Origin of the sequence: Microbacterium sp. NPDC078814 (assembly GCF_040702645.1) — a bacterium.
Lineage (GTDB): Bacteria > Actinomycetota > Actinomycetes > Actinomycetales > Microbacteriaceae > Microbacterium.
Map to the genome: position 1 here is coordinate 295,776 of NZ_JBFBLT010000005.1, position 15,068 is coordinate 310,843.

The following is a 15,068-nucleotide window of genomic DNA, read 5'->3' on the forward strand; positions in this document are numbered from 1 at the left end:
GAGCCACATCGGCATAGAGTTTCAGTTCAACCCCTTTCAGTGGAAATTCTTTTCCAGATCGAACGAGGACTCGATGAAGAGACGCATCGCCGCCACCGCCGCGGCCGCCCTGCTCCTGCTGGCGCTCCCCACGACCGCCGGAGCGGCCCCCGACGAGGAGCCGCTGACCCGGTACGTCAAGGACGCCTCCGGCACCTACGGCTACGGCACGGAGCCCGTGTACACCTATCCGGGATCCGGCGAGCAGGTCGCCATCCCCACGACGCTGACGCCGGAGAACCGCCGCTTCTCCAGCGCCTGGGTCGGGACGATCGGCAACCTGAACTTCGGCAAACCCGCCGACGCGGCGGACTTCGACGCCCGCTACGCGACGGTGCTCGACGACTTCGCCTCCTGGAACATGAACGCCGTGATCTTCCAGGTGCGTCCGCTGCTGGACGCCTACTACCCGTCGGCACTCAACCCGTGGTCCGAGTTCCTCACCGGCACCCAGGGCGCCGATCCCGGCTATGACCCGCTGCAGCGCATGGTCGAGGCCACCCACGCCCGCGGCATGGAGTTCCACGCGTGGCTGAACCCCTATCGCGTGACCAACGCGAAGATGACCTCGCCGGGGATCCTCACCGCCCTCGGCCTCACCGCGGACCAGGTGAAGGCACTCTCCATCCCGCAGTACATCGCGGCACTGAACGACGCCGGCATCCTCGCCGACGACAACTTCGCCGTGCAGCACCCCGACTGGGTCCTGTCTTTCGAGGAGAAGCTGTTCCTCGACCCCGGCCAGCCCGAGGTCCCCGCGTACGTCGCGGCCACCGTCGCCGAGATCACGGAGAACTACGACGTCGACGCCATCCACTTCGACGACTACTTCTACCCGTACCGGATCACCGTCGACGGTCAGAACGTGTTCTTCGGCGCGCAGGGCGAGGACCGGGCGACGTTCGAGGAGTTCGGCCTCACGGCGGGCTATCCCGACACCGTCGCCGGCATCGAGGCGTGGCGGCGCGACAACATCACGGGTCTGATCACCCTCGTCGGCGACGCGATCGACGCCGGCAACGCGGCCCGCGGCACCGCCGTGCAGCTCGGTATCAGCCCGTTCGGGATCTGGGAGCACGAGGCGCTCGACCCGGCCGGATCCCACACGCCGACGAGCTCGTCGCAGACGTACAGTCAGGCGGTCTTCGCCGACACCCGCGGGTGGGTGCAGGACGAGCTGATCGACTACATCGTGCCGCAGATCTACTGGAGCTTCGATCAGGCGGCCGCCCCGTACGGGGAGCTGGCGCAGTGGTGGAGCGACGTGGCCGCCGGCAGCCGCACCCAGGTCTACGTGGGGCATGCGCTCTACAAGCACGTCAACAACGGCGGCTGGGAGCAGGCCTGGATGAATCCGGAAGAGGTGCCGAATCAGATCCGGTACAACCAGAAGCTCGACGGCATCGAGGGCAGCGTCCTGTTCAGCTACAACGACATGAAGCCGAGCGACCTGGCCGCTCTGCCCGCGGATCAGCAGCCCAAGCACGAGGCGAAGAACACCGCGATCGAGCTCCTCGAGGGCGAGGCCTTCGCCCACCCCACGCTCGTTCCGGCCAAGCCCTGGCTCTCGGACGGACAGGTGGCCGCCCCGGTGGCCCCCGAGGTCGTCGACGGCGAGCTCCGCTGGCAGGCCGGCGACGCGCGGGAGGCCCGCCAGTATGCGATCTATCGCGGTACCGGCGATCCGGCGCAGATCGTCACCACCCCGGGCGCGCTGGTCGACACGGTCTGGGCAGGCGGTGCGGCGTCGTTCCGCTTCCCCCTCCCCGCCGACGAGGCCCCGGCCGCCGCGCGCGCCGCGACGGAGACCTGGGTGGTGACCGCGCTGGACGCGGCCGCCGTCGAGAGCGCGCCGGTGGCTGTCGCGGTGGACGAGCCGGTGGATCCCACCGATCCGGGAACTCCGACGGATCCCACCGATCCCGGCACGCCGGAGGACCCGGACTCCGGGGGTGACGATGACGCCGCCGCCTCTCCCGTCGGCGGCGCGTCGCGCGGCGACCGCGGCGACCTCGCCGCGACCGGCGGCGATGTCCCGATGATGGCGCTGCTCCTGGGCGGACTGCTGCTGACCGCCGGCGCCGTCACGGTCGGAGTGACCGCCTTCCGGCGGCGCACGCGATAGGACCGTCGACCGCCGGGGCGTCGTCCGCGACTCTCCGGCGGTCGACCGGGTCGCGGACGGTCAGCGCCGCGAGGGAGCGCGGACGGCCGCGGCGATCGTCGCGGTCAGCGCCTCCACGGAGCGCGCCGGGCTCCACGCCGCCGCGACGAGCGGCGCCTCCGCGCGGAGCGCCGCGAGCCGGTCCGGATCGGTCAGGAGGTCCCGCAGCGCCTCCCCCAGCGCCGTGACGTCACCGGCGGGCACGAGCACACCTCCGCCGGCGCCGAGCACATCGCGGATGCCGTACCGCACGTCGTACGACACCACAGGGGTGCCGTGCAGCAGCGCCTCGACCACGCCGAGCGGCTGTCCCTCGAACGCGGTCGAGGTCACCAGGACGGACGCACGATCGAGCACGGTCGCCGGATCGGCGGTGTACCCGCAGAGCCGCACGCGGTCGGCGCCGTCGAGCTCGGCGATCAGCGCCGCCAGCCGCTGCTCCTCCGCACCCGTGCCCCAGATCTCCATCCGGGTGCCCGGCACGTCCGCCGCCAGGAAGGCGCGGATCGCGTGGTCGACGCGCTTGCCCGCCGCGAGTCGGCCCAGCACGACGACAAGGCCGTCCTCGCGCAGACTCTCCCGACGTTCCACGGGCTCGATGGGGTTCGGCACCACGACGTGGTTCGCAGAAGAGCCGAATCGCGCCACCACGTCGTCGCGCTGCGTGGCCGTCGGCCAGATCACCGCGTCGAAGCGGTCGGCCAGGCGGAACCACCGCGTCCAGAGCGTGTTCATGGGTGCGTCCGGCGTGTAGGGAGCCTCGACGTGCATGGTGTGGATGGGGTGCAGGATGCGCACGCGCGGGTCGCCCCAGTCGGCGACCAGTTCGCCGAGCTGACGCGATTCGCAGATCACGACGATCGGCCGGTCGCCCAGCGCCGCCGTGACGTGGTCGAGCCAGGCACCGTAGAGCCCGCGGAAGCCGTGCAGCGCCCCGACGACCGCACCGCTCTCGTCGTGGACGAGGACGGGCTCGTCCGTGAGGTGCCAGTCCGGGTCGCCGGGGATCACCGGGAGGGCCACGAAGGGACGACCCTCCGGGTCCGCGAGCACCCGGTACTCCACATCGGGGTCGGCCGTCACCGCGTCATCAGCCGCGTCCCGCAGCCAGGCGGCGGCTCCGCCCTCCGGGGCGACGGCCTCGTCGAAGAGGTTCCGCAGACGATCCGGGTCCGCAAGCGCGCCGCGGTCGGCGAACACGCGGCGATGCTCGGCGTGATCCGCGCGCGTTCCCGGATCGAAGGTCAGCAGCTGCGGACCCCGGCCCTCGCCGGCGCCCGCTCCGGCGAGCAGCCGGGCTCGCGCGAGTGTCGCGATCGTGTACCCGCCGTCCAGCCCGGGGATCAGACGGCTGGACAGCACCAGGTACTCGGCGTCCGGGAGGACCGGTGCCGAGACCGGGGGCATCGCGCCCCCTACTCCCACTCGATCGTCCCCGGCGGCTTCGACGTGACGTCCAGCACCACCCGGTTGACGTCGCGGACGCCGTTGGTGATCCGGTTCGAGATCTTCGAGAGCACGTCGTACGGCAGACGGGTCCAGTCGGCGGTCATCGCGTCCTCGCTGGAGACCGGACGCAGCACGATCGGGTGGCCGTAGGTGCGGCCGTCGCCCTGCACGCCCACCGAGCGCACGTCGGCGAGGAGCACGACCGGGCACTGCCAGATCTCCTGGTCGAGGCCGGCCTTGGTCAGCTCCTCGCGGGCGATGGCGTCGGCCTCACGCAGGATCTCGAGACGGTCAGCGGTGACCTCACCGATGATCCGGATGCCGAGACCGGGCCCCGGAAACGGCTGACGCCCGACGATCGCCTCGGGGATGCCGAGCTCGCGGCCGATCGCGCGGACCTCGTCCTTGAACAGGGCCCGCAGCGGCTCGATGAGCTCGAAGTCGAGGTCGTCCGGAAGACCGCCCACGTTGTGGTGCGACTTGATGTTGGCGGTGCCCGCACCGCCGCCCGACTCCACCACGTCCGGGTAGAGCGTGCCCTGCACGAGGAACTTCACCGGCGCGCCGCCGTCGGCCTTCGCCTCCTCCACGAGGTCGAGCTGCACCTTCTCGAACGCGCGGATGAACTCGCGGCCGATGATCTTGCGCTTCTCCTCGGGGTCGGTCACGCCCTGGAGGTGACCGAGGAAGGTCTCCGCGGCGTCGACCGTGATGAGCCGCACACCGGTGGACTCGACGTAGTCCTTCTCGACCTGCTCGCGCTCCCCCTTGCGGAGGAGACCGTGGTCGACGAAGACGGCCGTGAGCTGGTCGCCGATGGCCTTGTGCACGAGAGCGGTCGAGACGGCGGAGTCCACGCCGCCGGACAGCGCGGAGATGACCCGGGCGTCGCCGACCTGCTCACGGATGCGCTCGATCTGCTCGGCGATCACGTTGTCGGGGTTCCAGTCGGACGCGAGGCCCGCACCCTTGTGGAGGAAGTTCTCGAGCACGCGCTGACCGTGGTCGGAGTGCTTGACCTCCGGGTGCCACTGCACGCCGTAGAAGCCGCGCTCCTCGTTCGCGAAGGCGGCGACCTTCGTGGCCTCCGTCGTCGCGAGCACCTCGAAGCCCTCCGGTGCCTTCGCGACCTGGTCGCCATGGCTCATCCACACGTTCTGCTCGGTCGGCTGCCCGCTGAGCAGCGTGCCGCCGTCACCGAAGATGACGGCATCCGTGGCGCCGTACTCGCGGAGGCCGGTGTGCGCGACCTCGCCGCCGAGGGTCTGGGCCATGTACTGGAAGCCGTAGCAGATGCCGAGCGTGGGGACGCCCAGGTCGAAGACCGACGGGTCGAGCTTCGGGGCGCCCTCCTCGTACACCGACGAAGGTCCGCCGGAGAGGATGATCGCGACAGGGTTCTTGGCGGCGATCTCCTCCGCCGTGGCGGTATGCGGCACGATCTCGCTGTAGACCCCGGCCTCGCGGACGCGGCGGGCGATGAGCTGCGCGTACTGGGCGCCGAAGTCGACGACGAGCGCGGGGCGCTGCTGGGTCTCGGACTGTTCGGTCAACGGACACCTTCCGGGGCGATCGCGGAGGCCTCGGCGGCCTCCCGGGTGGCGAGATAGGTCTTGACTTCACGGGCGACGATCGCCTCCATGAAGAACGACAGCAGCGGGATGACGCCGCCGAGCGCGAGGAGGATGAACCGGCGGAACGGCCAGCGCATCAGGCTCCACATGCGGAAGCACGCGAAGAGGTAGACGACGTAGAACCAGCCGTGGGCGACGAGGATGAACAGCGAGATGTTGAAGCCGTCCCCGAGGGAGGTCATCTCGCACGAGTTCGTCCACGGCGCGAACAGCGACCACCACTGGCAGTCCGGCCCCGCGATGACGCCGGCGAACCAGAGCGGGCCGCCCGATCCTCCGGCGAAGAGCTCGAGGTGGATCGGCGTGTACTTCAGCACCATCTCGGCGAGCAGCAGGAGCAGCATGACTCCCGTGATGATCGACGCGATCTGGTAGAACTTCAGCGCACCGCGGATCGCCGGAAAGCTGGCGACTTTCGGTTCGGGCATGCCCCCAGTCTAGTCGGCGGCGGGCGACGCCCCGACCCCGCGGAAACGACGGAGGCCGCCGGGTCGCCCCAACGGCCTCCGCCTCGTCATCCGCCGATCGGCATCAGAACCATCCGGTCAGGAGGTCCCACAGCCAGTCGACGATGTCCTTGATGATCCCGCCGATGCCGCCGGCGCGGTTGACGGTGACGGTGGCCGTGGCCTCGTCCCCGTCGGCCTGCGCCGCCGCGACGGTGTACTTGCCGGGCTGGGCGTTCTTCGGCACCGTCACCGAGGTGCTGAACGTGCCGTCCTCCCGGACCTGCACCGTGCCCACCTGGACGCCCTGGCCCTTCTTCGGCCGGAGCTCCACCGTGACGGTCTCGCCGGGCTGGTAGCCCTCGCCGGTGACGTCGAGCTTCTTGCCCGCGGCCACCTTCGAGGAGCCGAGTGCGATGGTCCCCGCGAACTCCTCCTCGCCGGCGATCGTGAACGGCACCTGCACCGTCGTGCCCGTCGCCGGGACCTCGACCGTGAGCTGCTGCTCACCGAACACCCCGGACGGCACCGTGAAGGTGAGGGTGGCGCGGCCGCCCTCGTCGGTGGTGTCCACGACGGTCGGGTCGACCGTGCCGGCCGCGAGCTGGGTGTCGCCGAGCGACAGCGTGACCGCTCCCGGCGCCGCCTCACCACCGCTGAACGCCAGCGAGGAGAGCGAGACCGTCACCTGGTCGCCGGCGCGGTAGCCGTCGGCGTCCGCCGGACTGACGGTCACACCGACCGCACGCTGGGCGAGGTCCGGCGAGGCCGTCTTGTTCGCATCGAACCAGTCGACCATCGACTGGAGGTCGATCTTGCCGGTGTCCCGCTTGCCCGCCCCCTCCTTGAAGGTGGCGAAGTTGTCGCCGCCCGCCGCGAGGAAGGAGTTCGCCGCCACCGTGTACTCCCCGTTCGGGTCGATCGCGGTGCCGTTCAGCGTGATCGAGGTGATCCGCGAACCCGCGGCCGCCGTCGGGTCGTACGTGTAGGCCAGACCCTCGGAGACGCCGAGCTTGAGGAACGGTCGGGCCGATCCGGCGGGCTGCCACTGCTCCTCCAGCACACCCTTCAGCTGGGTGCCGGTGAGGGTCAGCGTGACGAGCGTGTTGGCGAAGGGCTGGACGGTCGCCGCCTCCCGATAGGTGACGTTGCCGTCGGGGTCCTCGGGGTTGCTCGACGCGTAGGTCAGGTTGGCACGGATGCCACCGGGGTTCATGAGAGCGATGTCCGCACCCGTGGACCACTTCTGCACGTCGGCGACGAAGTTGCCGATGGTGGACTCGCCACCGCGGTTCTCCGAGCCGTTGGTCTGCCGCGCGCGGTTGAAGTCGGCGGTGATGTCGCCCACCTTGACCGCTCCCAGCACGTCGGCCTCCGCCTTCGCCTTGTCGACGATGGCCTGCACCTCCGGCACCGCCGGGTACAGCGGCTTGCCTGCGGACGTGAGGGGCTTGATCTCGTTGGTGATCGAGAGCAGCTCCTTCGTCTTCGGGTCGACCTGGATGTTCATGAGGCCGAGGTTCTCGCCGTACTGCCCCGCCGAGACGACCGGCCGGCCGTCGATGACGTGGTTATAGGCGAGGTGCGTGTGCGCCGAGACGATCGCGTCCACGTCGTCGTCGACTCCGTAGACGATCTCGCCCAGCGGCGAGTCCTCGGTGATCGCGGACAGCGCGGTGCTCTCCGCACCCTCGTGCACGAGCAGGATCACGACGTCCGCTTCGCCGTTGGCCGGGTCCCCGTCGCGCAGGTCGTCGGCCACGGCGTTCACGGAGTCGACGATGCTGCGCACCTCGAGATCCGCGATGCCTTCGGGCGAGACGAGCGAGTCGAGATCCTCCGTGACGGCGCCCACGAAGCCGACGCGCACGCCGTCGAGCTCCTTGACCCAGGCCGGGGCGAGCGCGGGCTCACCGGTCTCCGTGAGGAACACGTTCGAGGAGATGTACTCCCAGTCCGCGCGCTCCTGCACCCGGTCGCGCAGGTCTTCCCAGCCCTGATCGAACTCGTGGTTGCCCGCGGCGCTCACGTCCAGGTCGGCGGCGTTGAGCGCGTCGATGGTCGGGTTGTCGTCGTTGATGAAGGAGGTGAACGTCGACGCACCGATGAGGTCGCCGGCTCCGGCGAAGATCGTGTTCGGGTTCGCCGCACGGAACTGCTGCACCGCCCCCGCGAGCACGGCGGCGCCGGCCGCGGCCCCGTCGGCCTCGATACGGCCGTGGAAGTCGTTCACCGTCACGACGTCGATGTTCACCGGCGGGACCTCCGAGGAGACGCCGACGAGGATCGGGTCGTGGTCGCTGGACCGGTACGGGGTGCCCTCCTCGGTGGCGCCGAACGCGTAGCCGCGGTCGCTCCACTCCGGCGAGTTGATGCCCCACACACCGGCGCCCGTGATCGAGGAGACGAGCGACGGCGAGGCGATCACGTGGTCGAGCGAGCCGAGCTCCCCGTCGAACGTGTACGTGTACTGCCCTGCGGCCTTGTCGGCGGCCACGTCGCTCCACCCCTGCGAGGTGAACACGTCGATCGGGTCTTCCTGCCCGTAGGCGTTGAAGTCGCCGATCAGCAGCATGTCGCTGCTGCCGCTGCTCTCGGCCAGCTCATCCGTGAAGGCGAGGATGGCCTGCGCCTGCTTCACCCGGTCGGCGTTGAAGAACCCCTGGCCGTCGGCCGGCTCCGCGCCGGCACCCTGCGGCGGGGACTTCGACTTCAGGTGGTTGGCGACGACGGTGACGACGCGGCCGTCGATGTCGAACGCCTGCGCGATCGGCTCGCGGGCGTTGCCCCACACCGACTCGTCGGTGACGGTGGCGCTGTCGCCCACCGTGCTGACGGCGTCCTTCTTGAAGATGATCGCGTTGGTGATGTAGTCCGTCGTCGCCGGGTCCTGCAGCGCCTTCGGCGTGCGCACGTAGTCCCACACGTCCGAGCCCGCGTCGGCGTTGAGGCCGGCGACGAGATCCTTCAGGGCGGTGTCGACGGGCTTGCCGAGCTTGACCGAGTTCTCGATCTCCATCAGCGCCACGATCTCCGCGTCGAGGCCGTTGATGGCCGAGACGATCTTGGACTTCTGGATCGCGAACTGGGCGGCGTTCGCCGCACCGCGGGCGTCCGCGTTCTCGCTCTTCAGCGTCGTGAAGTAGTTGTAGACGTTGAACGACGCCACCTGCGCGTCGCCGCCCACCTCGGGGGCCTTCTCGGGGCGCGGGTTCGTCGGCTCGAAGGTGACCTTGCGCTCCGCCGGGGAGGCGTCGTCGATCGGGACGACCGGCTGCAGGCGCCAGTCGTCGAAGCCCCACTGGAGCACGTAGCCGTTGGACCCGAAGTCGACGGTGTCGCCGTTGCGGACCACCGTGTCCTCCGTGAAGTACGGCTGCTGGCCCGGGTGGCCGTTGTTGGTCACCTGGATGGACCAGGCGTCGTCGAGCAGGATGCGGTTGGCGCGGTTCTCGGCCGCGATGGCGGCCGCGTCGGCCCCGGGACGCGTGGTCTCGGTGCTCTTGACGTTGAGGTCGTCGCCGGCGTTCAGCCACAGCGCCCCGTAGTTGTACAGCTGGTGGCTCGACGCGAGCCGGTAGGTGCCGGTCGGGGCGACGTACATGTTCTCGTACTGCTCGCGGTCGGCACCGCGCACGGTGTCCGGGAGCGGCGTGAGGGCCGGCACGCCCACACCGGCGGTGACGACGGAGACGTCGGCCACCGCGGCGGGAGCGATCTGGGTCTGGCCGTAGTACTCGCTCACGGTGCCGGTCACCGAGACGAGGTCGCCGATCTCGAGCGTGGGCGCGAGCGCGTTCAGGAAGACGAAGACGCCATCCGAGGCGCCGGGAGTCGCGTCGGTCTCGCCGCCCGAACCCTGCGTCTGGATCACGATGCCCTTGTAGCCGCCCGTCCGGTGATCGGCGGTGACGACGCCCTCGACGCGGACGCGCTGTCCGGCCAGCGGCGAGACGTCGCCGGTGCCCTGGACCTCGGCGATCGTGGCGGTCGTGGGCTCCGTCCCCGGCTCCTCGCCCGGGTCGGTGCCGGGATCGGTGCCGCCGGAGTTCTGCGGGGTGATGGTCGCCGACAGCGCGAAGTCCGTCTTGTTGTCGTCCGCGTCCGCGCCGTCCGTGCGGTTCAGCGACCGGACGTCGGTGTTGCTCGTGGGGGCGGCGGCGGCCGCCGTCTCGAAGGTGTTCGAGGTGCCGTAGCCGAGGAGGTCGATCACGCCGTCGACGCCGACCGTCGAGCCGGGAGTCAGGGTGACCGCCGCGGTGCCCTCGACGAGGGCCAGCGTGCCGTTGGTGCCGCTCGGGCTCAGCGTCGTCGTGGCGTCGGGGGTCGGGAGGGCGGCGCCGTTGGTGCCGTTGCTGTTCCCCTGCACGAGGAAGTAGCCGCCCGCGGGGATCGTCCCCTTCAGCGGTGCGACGCCGTTGAAGGCGCCGGTCCCGGTCGCGGAGCGGTACTGCAGGGACAGGCCGTCCAGGGTGACGGGCGCCGTCGTCGGGTTGTACAGCTCCACGAACTTGTTCGTGAACGCCGCCCCGGCGCTGCCGCCGGACAGATACGCCTCGTTGATCACCACCCCGGTGCCGTCGGTGTTCGCCGACGCGGGCGCGGCCACCAGCGAGCCGAGGCTCAGGGCGGCGACGCACGTCGCGGCGAGAGCGCCCACGCGCCCTCGGATTCTGCGGTGCGAGACGGGGGTCAGGGTCTCCCCGTGCTCAGGAGCGGACATCATCGGTGCTGTCTCCTCGATCGTGTTCCGGCGCTGCTCAGGACGCTGTCATCGCACACATCGGGAACTCCCAGCGTGCGCACATGGAGCGAGCATACGGAGCGGTTCGGACATCCTCAACGGAGTTTTCCCATTGGTCACCGAGCGCTCACCGAATGGCCGCGACACCCCCTGACGAAGGTTCACACCGGGCCGACCCGACGCGCAGAAGCGCAGCATCCGACGCGCGGATGCGCAGCGGGTGTCAGGGAGCCGCGGAGCCCTGCGCCTCGTCGAACTCCTCCACCTCGCGCTCCCAGGCGTCCTTCGCCAGGCGGTACCAGAGGTAGAACGCGAAGCCGGCGAAGATGACCCACTCGGCGGCGTAGAACACGTTGAGCCAGTTGACCGGCGACTGCTCGTCGGGCGCCGGGGAGGCGATGTCCACGAGTCCCGCGGTCGCGGTCGTGGAGGCCAGGTAGGGACGGTAGACGTCGAGCTGCTCGGTGTCGTGCCAGCGGCTCAAGAGAGCGGCCGGCGACATCCGGTCCATCTGCTCCGGATCCGAGCGCGGAGGCACCGCCGGCCCCTCATCCGAGATGATGCGACCGGCGACGGGGACCACGCCGCCGTCCGCCTCGGCTTCGAGGCGCTCCACCGCGGCATCGGCGGCCTCGCGATCCGGCGCCCAGCCGATCGCTACCGCCAGCGAGACGCGCTCGTCGACGCGGAGCTGACCGGTGACCCAGTACCCCTCGGCGCCGTCGTTGAAGCGGCTGCCCACGACGAGGAAGTCTCCGGGGATCCAGACGCCCTCGGTCTCCACGCGCTGTCCGACGAGGGGCTCGGGCAGGTACTCCCCCGGCTCCACGACCTCGTCGAGCGGTCGGACCTGCTCCGTCGCCCCCGGCGCCGGAGGATCGGTCTCGATCGCCCGCTCCAGCTGCCACTGACCGAGCCAGGCGAACACGCCGGCGACGACCAGGCACAGCAGCAGCATCGCGATCCAGCGTCCCCGCAGCATGACCTCACGGAGGGTCGGCGGGAAGGGAGCAGGTGCGGTCACGGTGATGCGGAGACCTCAGGCCTCGTACGGAGCCAGCACGACCTCCACCCGCTGGAACTCCTTGAGGTCGGAGTATCCGGTGGTGGCCATCGACTTGCGCAGCGCGCCGATGAGGTTCGCGGTGCCGTCGGCGACCGGAGCGGGGCCGTAGAGGATCTCCTCCAGCGTGCCGATGCCGCCCACCTCGACGCGTCGTCCGCGCGGGAGCTTGGGGTGGTGCGCCTCGGGACCCCAGTGGAACCCCTGGCCGGGGGCGTCCGTGGCACGGGCCAGGGCGACACCGAGCATGACCGCGTCGGCGCCCATGGCGAGCGCCTTCACGATGTCGCCCGAGGTGCCGACGCCGCCGTCGGCGATCACGTGCACGTAGCGCCCGCCGGACTCGTCGAGGTAGTCCCGACGCGCGGCCGCCACGTCCGACACCGCGGTCGCCATGGGGGCGTGGATGCCGAGGGTGGCACGGGTGGTGGACGCCGCACCGCCGCCGAAGCCCACGAGCACGCCGGCCGCGCCGGTGCGCATGAGGTGGAGCGCCGCGGTGTAGGTCGCCGCTCCGCCCACGATCACCGGAACGTCGAGGTCGTAGATGAACTTCTTGAGGTTCAGCGGCTCCGCCACGCTCGACACGTGCTCCGCGGAGACGGTCGTGCCGCGGATGACGAACAGGTCGACCCCGGCCGCGGCGACGGTGTCGTAGAACTCCTGCGTGCGCTGCGGAGTGAGGGAGCCGGCGACGGTGACGCCCGCCTCCCGGATCTCGGCGAGGCGGCGGGTGATGAGCTCGGGCTTGATGGGCTCGGAGTAGAGCTCCTGCATGCGCACGGTCGCCCGGTCCTCCGCGAGGCCCGCGATCTCGGCGAGCAGCGGCTCTGGGTCCTCGTAGCGGGTCCAGAGCCCCTCCAGGTCGAGCACTCCCAGACCGCCGAGCTGCCCGAGCATGATCGCGGTGCGCGGGCTGACGACCGAGTCCATCGGCGCACCGAGCACCGGGATCTCGAAGCCGAAGGCGTCGATCGTCCACGCGGTGGACACGTCCTCCGGGTTGCGCGTGCGCCGCGAGGGCACCACCGCGATGTCGTCGAACGTGTACGCGCGACGCGCGCGCTTTCCTCGGCCGAGCTCGATCTCCATGGTCACCCGTCCAGCCTACCCGGCACCCGGCGGCCTCCGCGGCGGTCAGCGCGCACGCGCCACCCGCCGCTCGTCCCACACCGGCTCGTCGGACTCGTAGACCTCGCCGTCCGTGCCGAACACGAGGAACCGGTCGAAGGAGCGCGCGAACCACCGGTCGTGCGTGACCGCCACCACGGTGCCCTCGAAGCGTCCGAGCGCCTCCTCCAGCGCCTCGGCCGACTCGAGGTCGAGGTTGTCGGTGGGCTCGTCGAGGAGGAGCAGGGTCGCGCCGGAGAGCTCGAGCAGGAGCACCTGGAACCGCGCCTGCTGTCCGCCGGAGAGCGATTCGAACGGCTGCTGGGCCTGGCGGACGAGGCCGTATCTGTCCAGCGCCGAACTCGCCGCGTCGCGGGGCATCCCGTCTCGGAGGTCGTCCCCGCGGTGCAGGATCTCGAGCAGGGTGCGGCCGACGAACTCCGGATGCGCGTGGGTCTGCGCGAAGAGCCCCGGCACCACGCGGGCGCCCAGCACCGCACGCCCCGTGTGCGCGACGGGACGGAGCTCCTCCGCGACCGCGGTCACGTGCCCGAGGGACGGGTCCGGGTCGGTGCCGCCGCAGGCCAGCAGCCGCAGGAAGTGCGACTTGCCCGAGCCGTTGGAGCCGAGCACGCCGAGGCGGTCGCCGTACCAGATCTCGGTGTCGAACGGACGCATGAGGCCGGTCAGCTCCAGCCGGTCCGCGACGACGGCCCGCTTGCCGGTCCTGGCGCCGCGGAGGCGCATGTCGAACTCCTGCGCCGGGGGCCGCTCCTCGGGCGGGCCCGCCTCCTCGAACTTCCGCAGCCGCGTCTGCGCCGCCTGGTAGCGGGACGCGAAGCCGTCGTTCGCGGACGCCTTGACCTTGAGGTTCGCGACGAGGACGCGGAGCTTCTCGTGCTGCTCGTCCCACCGTCGGCGCAGCTCGTCGAGCCGGTCCATCCGATCGGTGCGCGCCTGGTTATAGGTGGCGAAGCTCCCGCCGTGCACCCAGGCGGTCGACCCCGCCGCGCCGGGCTCCAGCGTGATCAGACGATCGGCGGCCCTGGCGAGGAGCTCGCGGTCGTGCGAGACCAGCAGCACGGTCTTGTCGGTGGCGCGCAGCCGCTCCTCGAGCCATCGCTTGGTCGGCACGTCGAGGTAGTTGTCCGGCTCGTCGAGCAGGAGCACCTCGTCCGGGCCGCGCAGCAGCGCTTCCAGGGCGAGCCGCTTCTGCTCGCCGCCGGAGAGGGAGGTGAGCTCGCGGTAGCGCGCCCGCTCGAACGGCACGCCGAGCGCCGCCACGGTGCACTGGTCCCACACGGTCTCGTGCTCGTAGCCGCCGGCATCCGCGTACTCGGCGATCGCGGAGGCGTAGGCCATCTGGGTGTCGTGCTCGTCGCGGTCGATGAGGGCGTTCTCCGCGGCCTCCAGCGCCTCCGCGGCGGCACGGAGGCGGGTGGGAGCCACCCGCACGAGCAGCTCGTGCACGGTCTGGCCCGGCTCGCCGTGTCCGACGAACTGGTCCATGACGCCGAGGCCGCCGTCGATGGTCACGACCCCGTCGTCGGCCGGCTGCTCGCCGCGGATGATCCGCAGCAGCGTCGTCTTCCCGGCACCGTTCGGTCCGATGAGAGCACTCGTCGAGCCCGCCCCGACACGGAACGACACCTCGTCGAGAAGCGGTCTGCCATCGGGAAGCGTCAGCGAGACTCCGGATGCGTCGATGTACCCCACAGGCGTGGCCGTCCTTCCGCCCGCGGACAGCGAGCCGACCAGGCTATCAGTCCGCGGGGCTTCGCGACGACCGGGACGAGCTACGGTCGTAGCTGCTCGATGCGCCCGCCGTCGCCCCATGCCCGGTCCGCGGTCAGCACCGCCGCGTCCATCCGTTCGGCGAGCGCCAGGCACAACCGGTCTCCGAGAGAGAGCCCGGTGCCCCGGGCCCAGAGCGCTGCCGCCCTTTCCGCGTCGCGATGCGAGACGGGCTCGATCGTCAGACGATAGCTGAGGAGGAGTCCGGAGGCGATGCCCCAGTCGGCCCCGGCGGCGCGCACCTTCTGGGCCACCTCCGACCAGTTCGCCGCACCGATGACGCCGCCATCGAGAGCCTGCTCCACGCGGGCGGCACCGGGCTCGTCCTGAAGGAATGCCAGCACAGCCGACGCGTCGAGGACCGTCACGCCGCGTCGTCCTGCGCAGCGGCCGCGCGGCGCTCGGCGAGCAGAGCCTCCAGGACGCTCTGCCCCTCGAGCTGACTGCGGATGAGCGCCTTCGCCTGTTCGCGAGTGAGGAGGACGACGCCACCCTCCGCTTCGATCATCAGGAGGGGAACGCCCTGATCCCAGTGCTGCCGCGCGCGCAGCTCAGCCGGAATCACCAGACGGCCGCGGTCTCCCATCGGAGCGACGAAGGTGGTATCCATCAACCCACGATACCA

General features: G+C 70.8%; 10 protein-coding genes. 1 reads left to right on the top strand and 9 read right to left on the bottom strand.

Translation table 11 applies throughout. From position 1 onward, the window contains the following. Positions 1–73: 73 nt before the first annotated feature. Positions 74–2,164, top strand: a complete 2,091-nt coding sequence (locus tag AB0300_RS12175) for a family 10 glycosylhydrolase (RefSeq protein WP_366216095.1) — start codon at positions 74–76, stop codon at positions 2,162–2,164. Between the two features lie 60 nt (positions 2,165–2,224). On the opposite strand, the gene AB0300_RS12180 is transcribed toward AB0300_RS12175, so the two are convergent. The 9 genes from AB0300_RS12180 to AB0300_RS12220 all read right to left on the bottom strand — a co-directional run bounded on the left by AB0300_RS12180 (position 2,225) and on the right by AB0300_RS12220 (position 15,053). Beyond that, entirely contained in the window at positions 2,225–3,610 is a 1,386-nt protein-coding gene (locus tag AB0300_RS12180; RefSeq protein WP_338565557.1) for a glycosyltransferase, read from the bottom strand. An 8-nt stretch (positions 3,611–3,618) separates the two neighbouring features. After that, on the bottom strand, positions 3,619–5,205 hold the full coding sequence (gene guaA / locus AB0300_RS12185; RefSeq protein ID WP_366216096.1) for a glutamine-hydrolyzing GMP synthase: 1,587 nt from the start codon (positions 5,203–5,205) through the stop codon (positions 3,619–3,621). Next, the gene (locus AB0300_RS12190) at positions 5,202–5,714 is read right to left on the bottom strand and encodes a DUF3817 domain-containing protein (protein ID WP_062635876.1); all 513 of its coding nucleotides are present in this window, start codon (positions 5,712–5,714) and stop codon (positions 5,202–5,204) included. Before AB0300_RS12190 ends, guaA begins: the two co-directional genes overlap by 4 nt. Positions 5,715–5,817: 103 nt before the next feature. After that, complete coding sequence (locus AB0300_RS12195; protein WP_366216097.1) at positions 5,818–10,458, bottom strand: ExeM/NucH family extracellular endonuclease; 4,641 nt, start codon at positions 10,456–10,458, stop codon at positions 5,818–5,820. Between the two features lie 241 nt (positions 10,459–10,699). Next, complete coding sequence (locus tag AB0300_RS12200) at positions 10,700–11,458, bottom strand: SURF1 family cytochrome oxidase biogenesis protein (RefSeq protein ID WP_102208394.1); 759 nt, start codon at positions 11,456–11,458, stop codon at positions 10,700–10,702. A 57-nt stretch (positions 11,459–11,515) separates the two neighbouring features. Then, complete coding sequence (locus tag AB0300_RS12205; RefSeq protein WP_025103746.1) at positions 11,516–12,631, bottom strand: GuaB3 family IMP dehydrogenase-related protein; 1,116 nt, start codon at positions 12,629–12,631, stop codon at positions 11,516–11,518. A 45-nt stretch (positions 12,632–12,676) separates the two neighbouring features. Continuing rightward, on the bottom strand, positions 12,677–14,365 hold the full coding sequence (locus AB0300_RS12210; protein WP_025103745.1) for an ATP-binding cassette domain-containing protein: 1,689 nt from the start codon (positions 14,363–14,365) through the stop codon (positions 12,677–12,679). Positions 14,366–14,445: 80 nt separating this feature from the next. Continuing rightward, positions 14,446–14,811 (bottom strand): type II toxin-antitoxin system VapC family toxin, encoded by a 366-nt coding sequence (locus AB0300_RS12215; RefSeq protein ID WP_025103744.1) that lies wholly within the window; start codon positions 14,809–14,811, stop codon positions 14,446–14,448. Beyond that, positions 14,808–15,053 (bottom strand): AbrB/MazE/SpoVT family DNA-binding domain-containing protein, encoded by a 246-nt coding sequence (locus AB0300_RS12220; protein ID WP_025103743.1) that lies wholly within the window; start codon positions 15,051–15,053, stop codon positions 14,808–14,810. Before AB0300_RS12220 ends, AB0300_RS12215 begins: the two co-directional genes overlap by 4 nt. Positions 15,054–15,068 lie beyond the last annotated feature (15 nt).

Bases quoted from the DNA above. Each gene is read 5' to 3' on its own strand.
- AB0300_RS12180 (WP_338565557.1), bottom strand. From the start codon at position 3,610: ATGCCCCCGGTCTCGGCACCGGTCCTCCCGGACGCCGAGTACCTGGTG.
- AB0300_RS12175 (WP_366216095.1), top strand. From the start codon at position 74: ATGAAGAGACGCATCGCCGCCACCGCCGCGGCCGCCCTGCTCCTGCTG.
- AB0300_RS12205 (WP_025103746.1), bottom strand. From the start codon at position 12,631: ATGGAGATCGAGCTCGGCCGAGGAAAGCGCGCGCGTCGCGCGTACACG.
- AB0300_RS12190 (WP_062635876.1), bottom strand. From the start codon at position 5,714: ATGCCCGAACCGAAAGTCGCCAGCTTTCCGGCGATCCGCGGTGCGCTG.
- AB0300_RS12220 (WP_025103743.1), bottom strand. From the start codon at position 15,053: ATGGATACCACCTTCGTCGCTCCGATGGGAGACCGCGGCCGTCTGGTG.
- AB0300_RS12195 (WP_366216097.1), bottom strand. From the start codon at position 10,458: ATGATGTCCGCTCCTGAGCACGGGGAGACCCTGACCCCCGTCTCGCAC.
- AB0300_RS12200 (WP_102208394.1), bottom strand. From the start codon at position 11,458: ATGCTGCGGGGACGCTGGATCGCGATGCTGCTGCTGTGCCTGGTCGTC.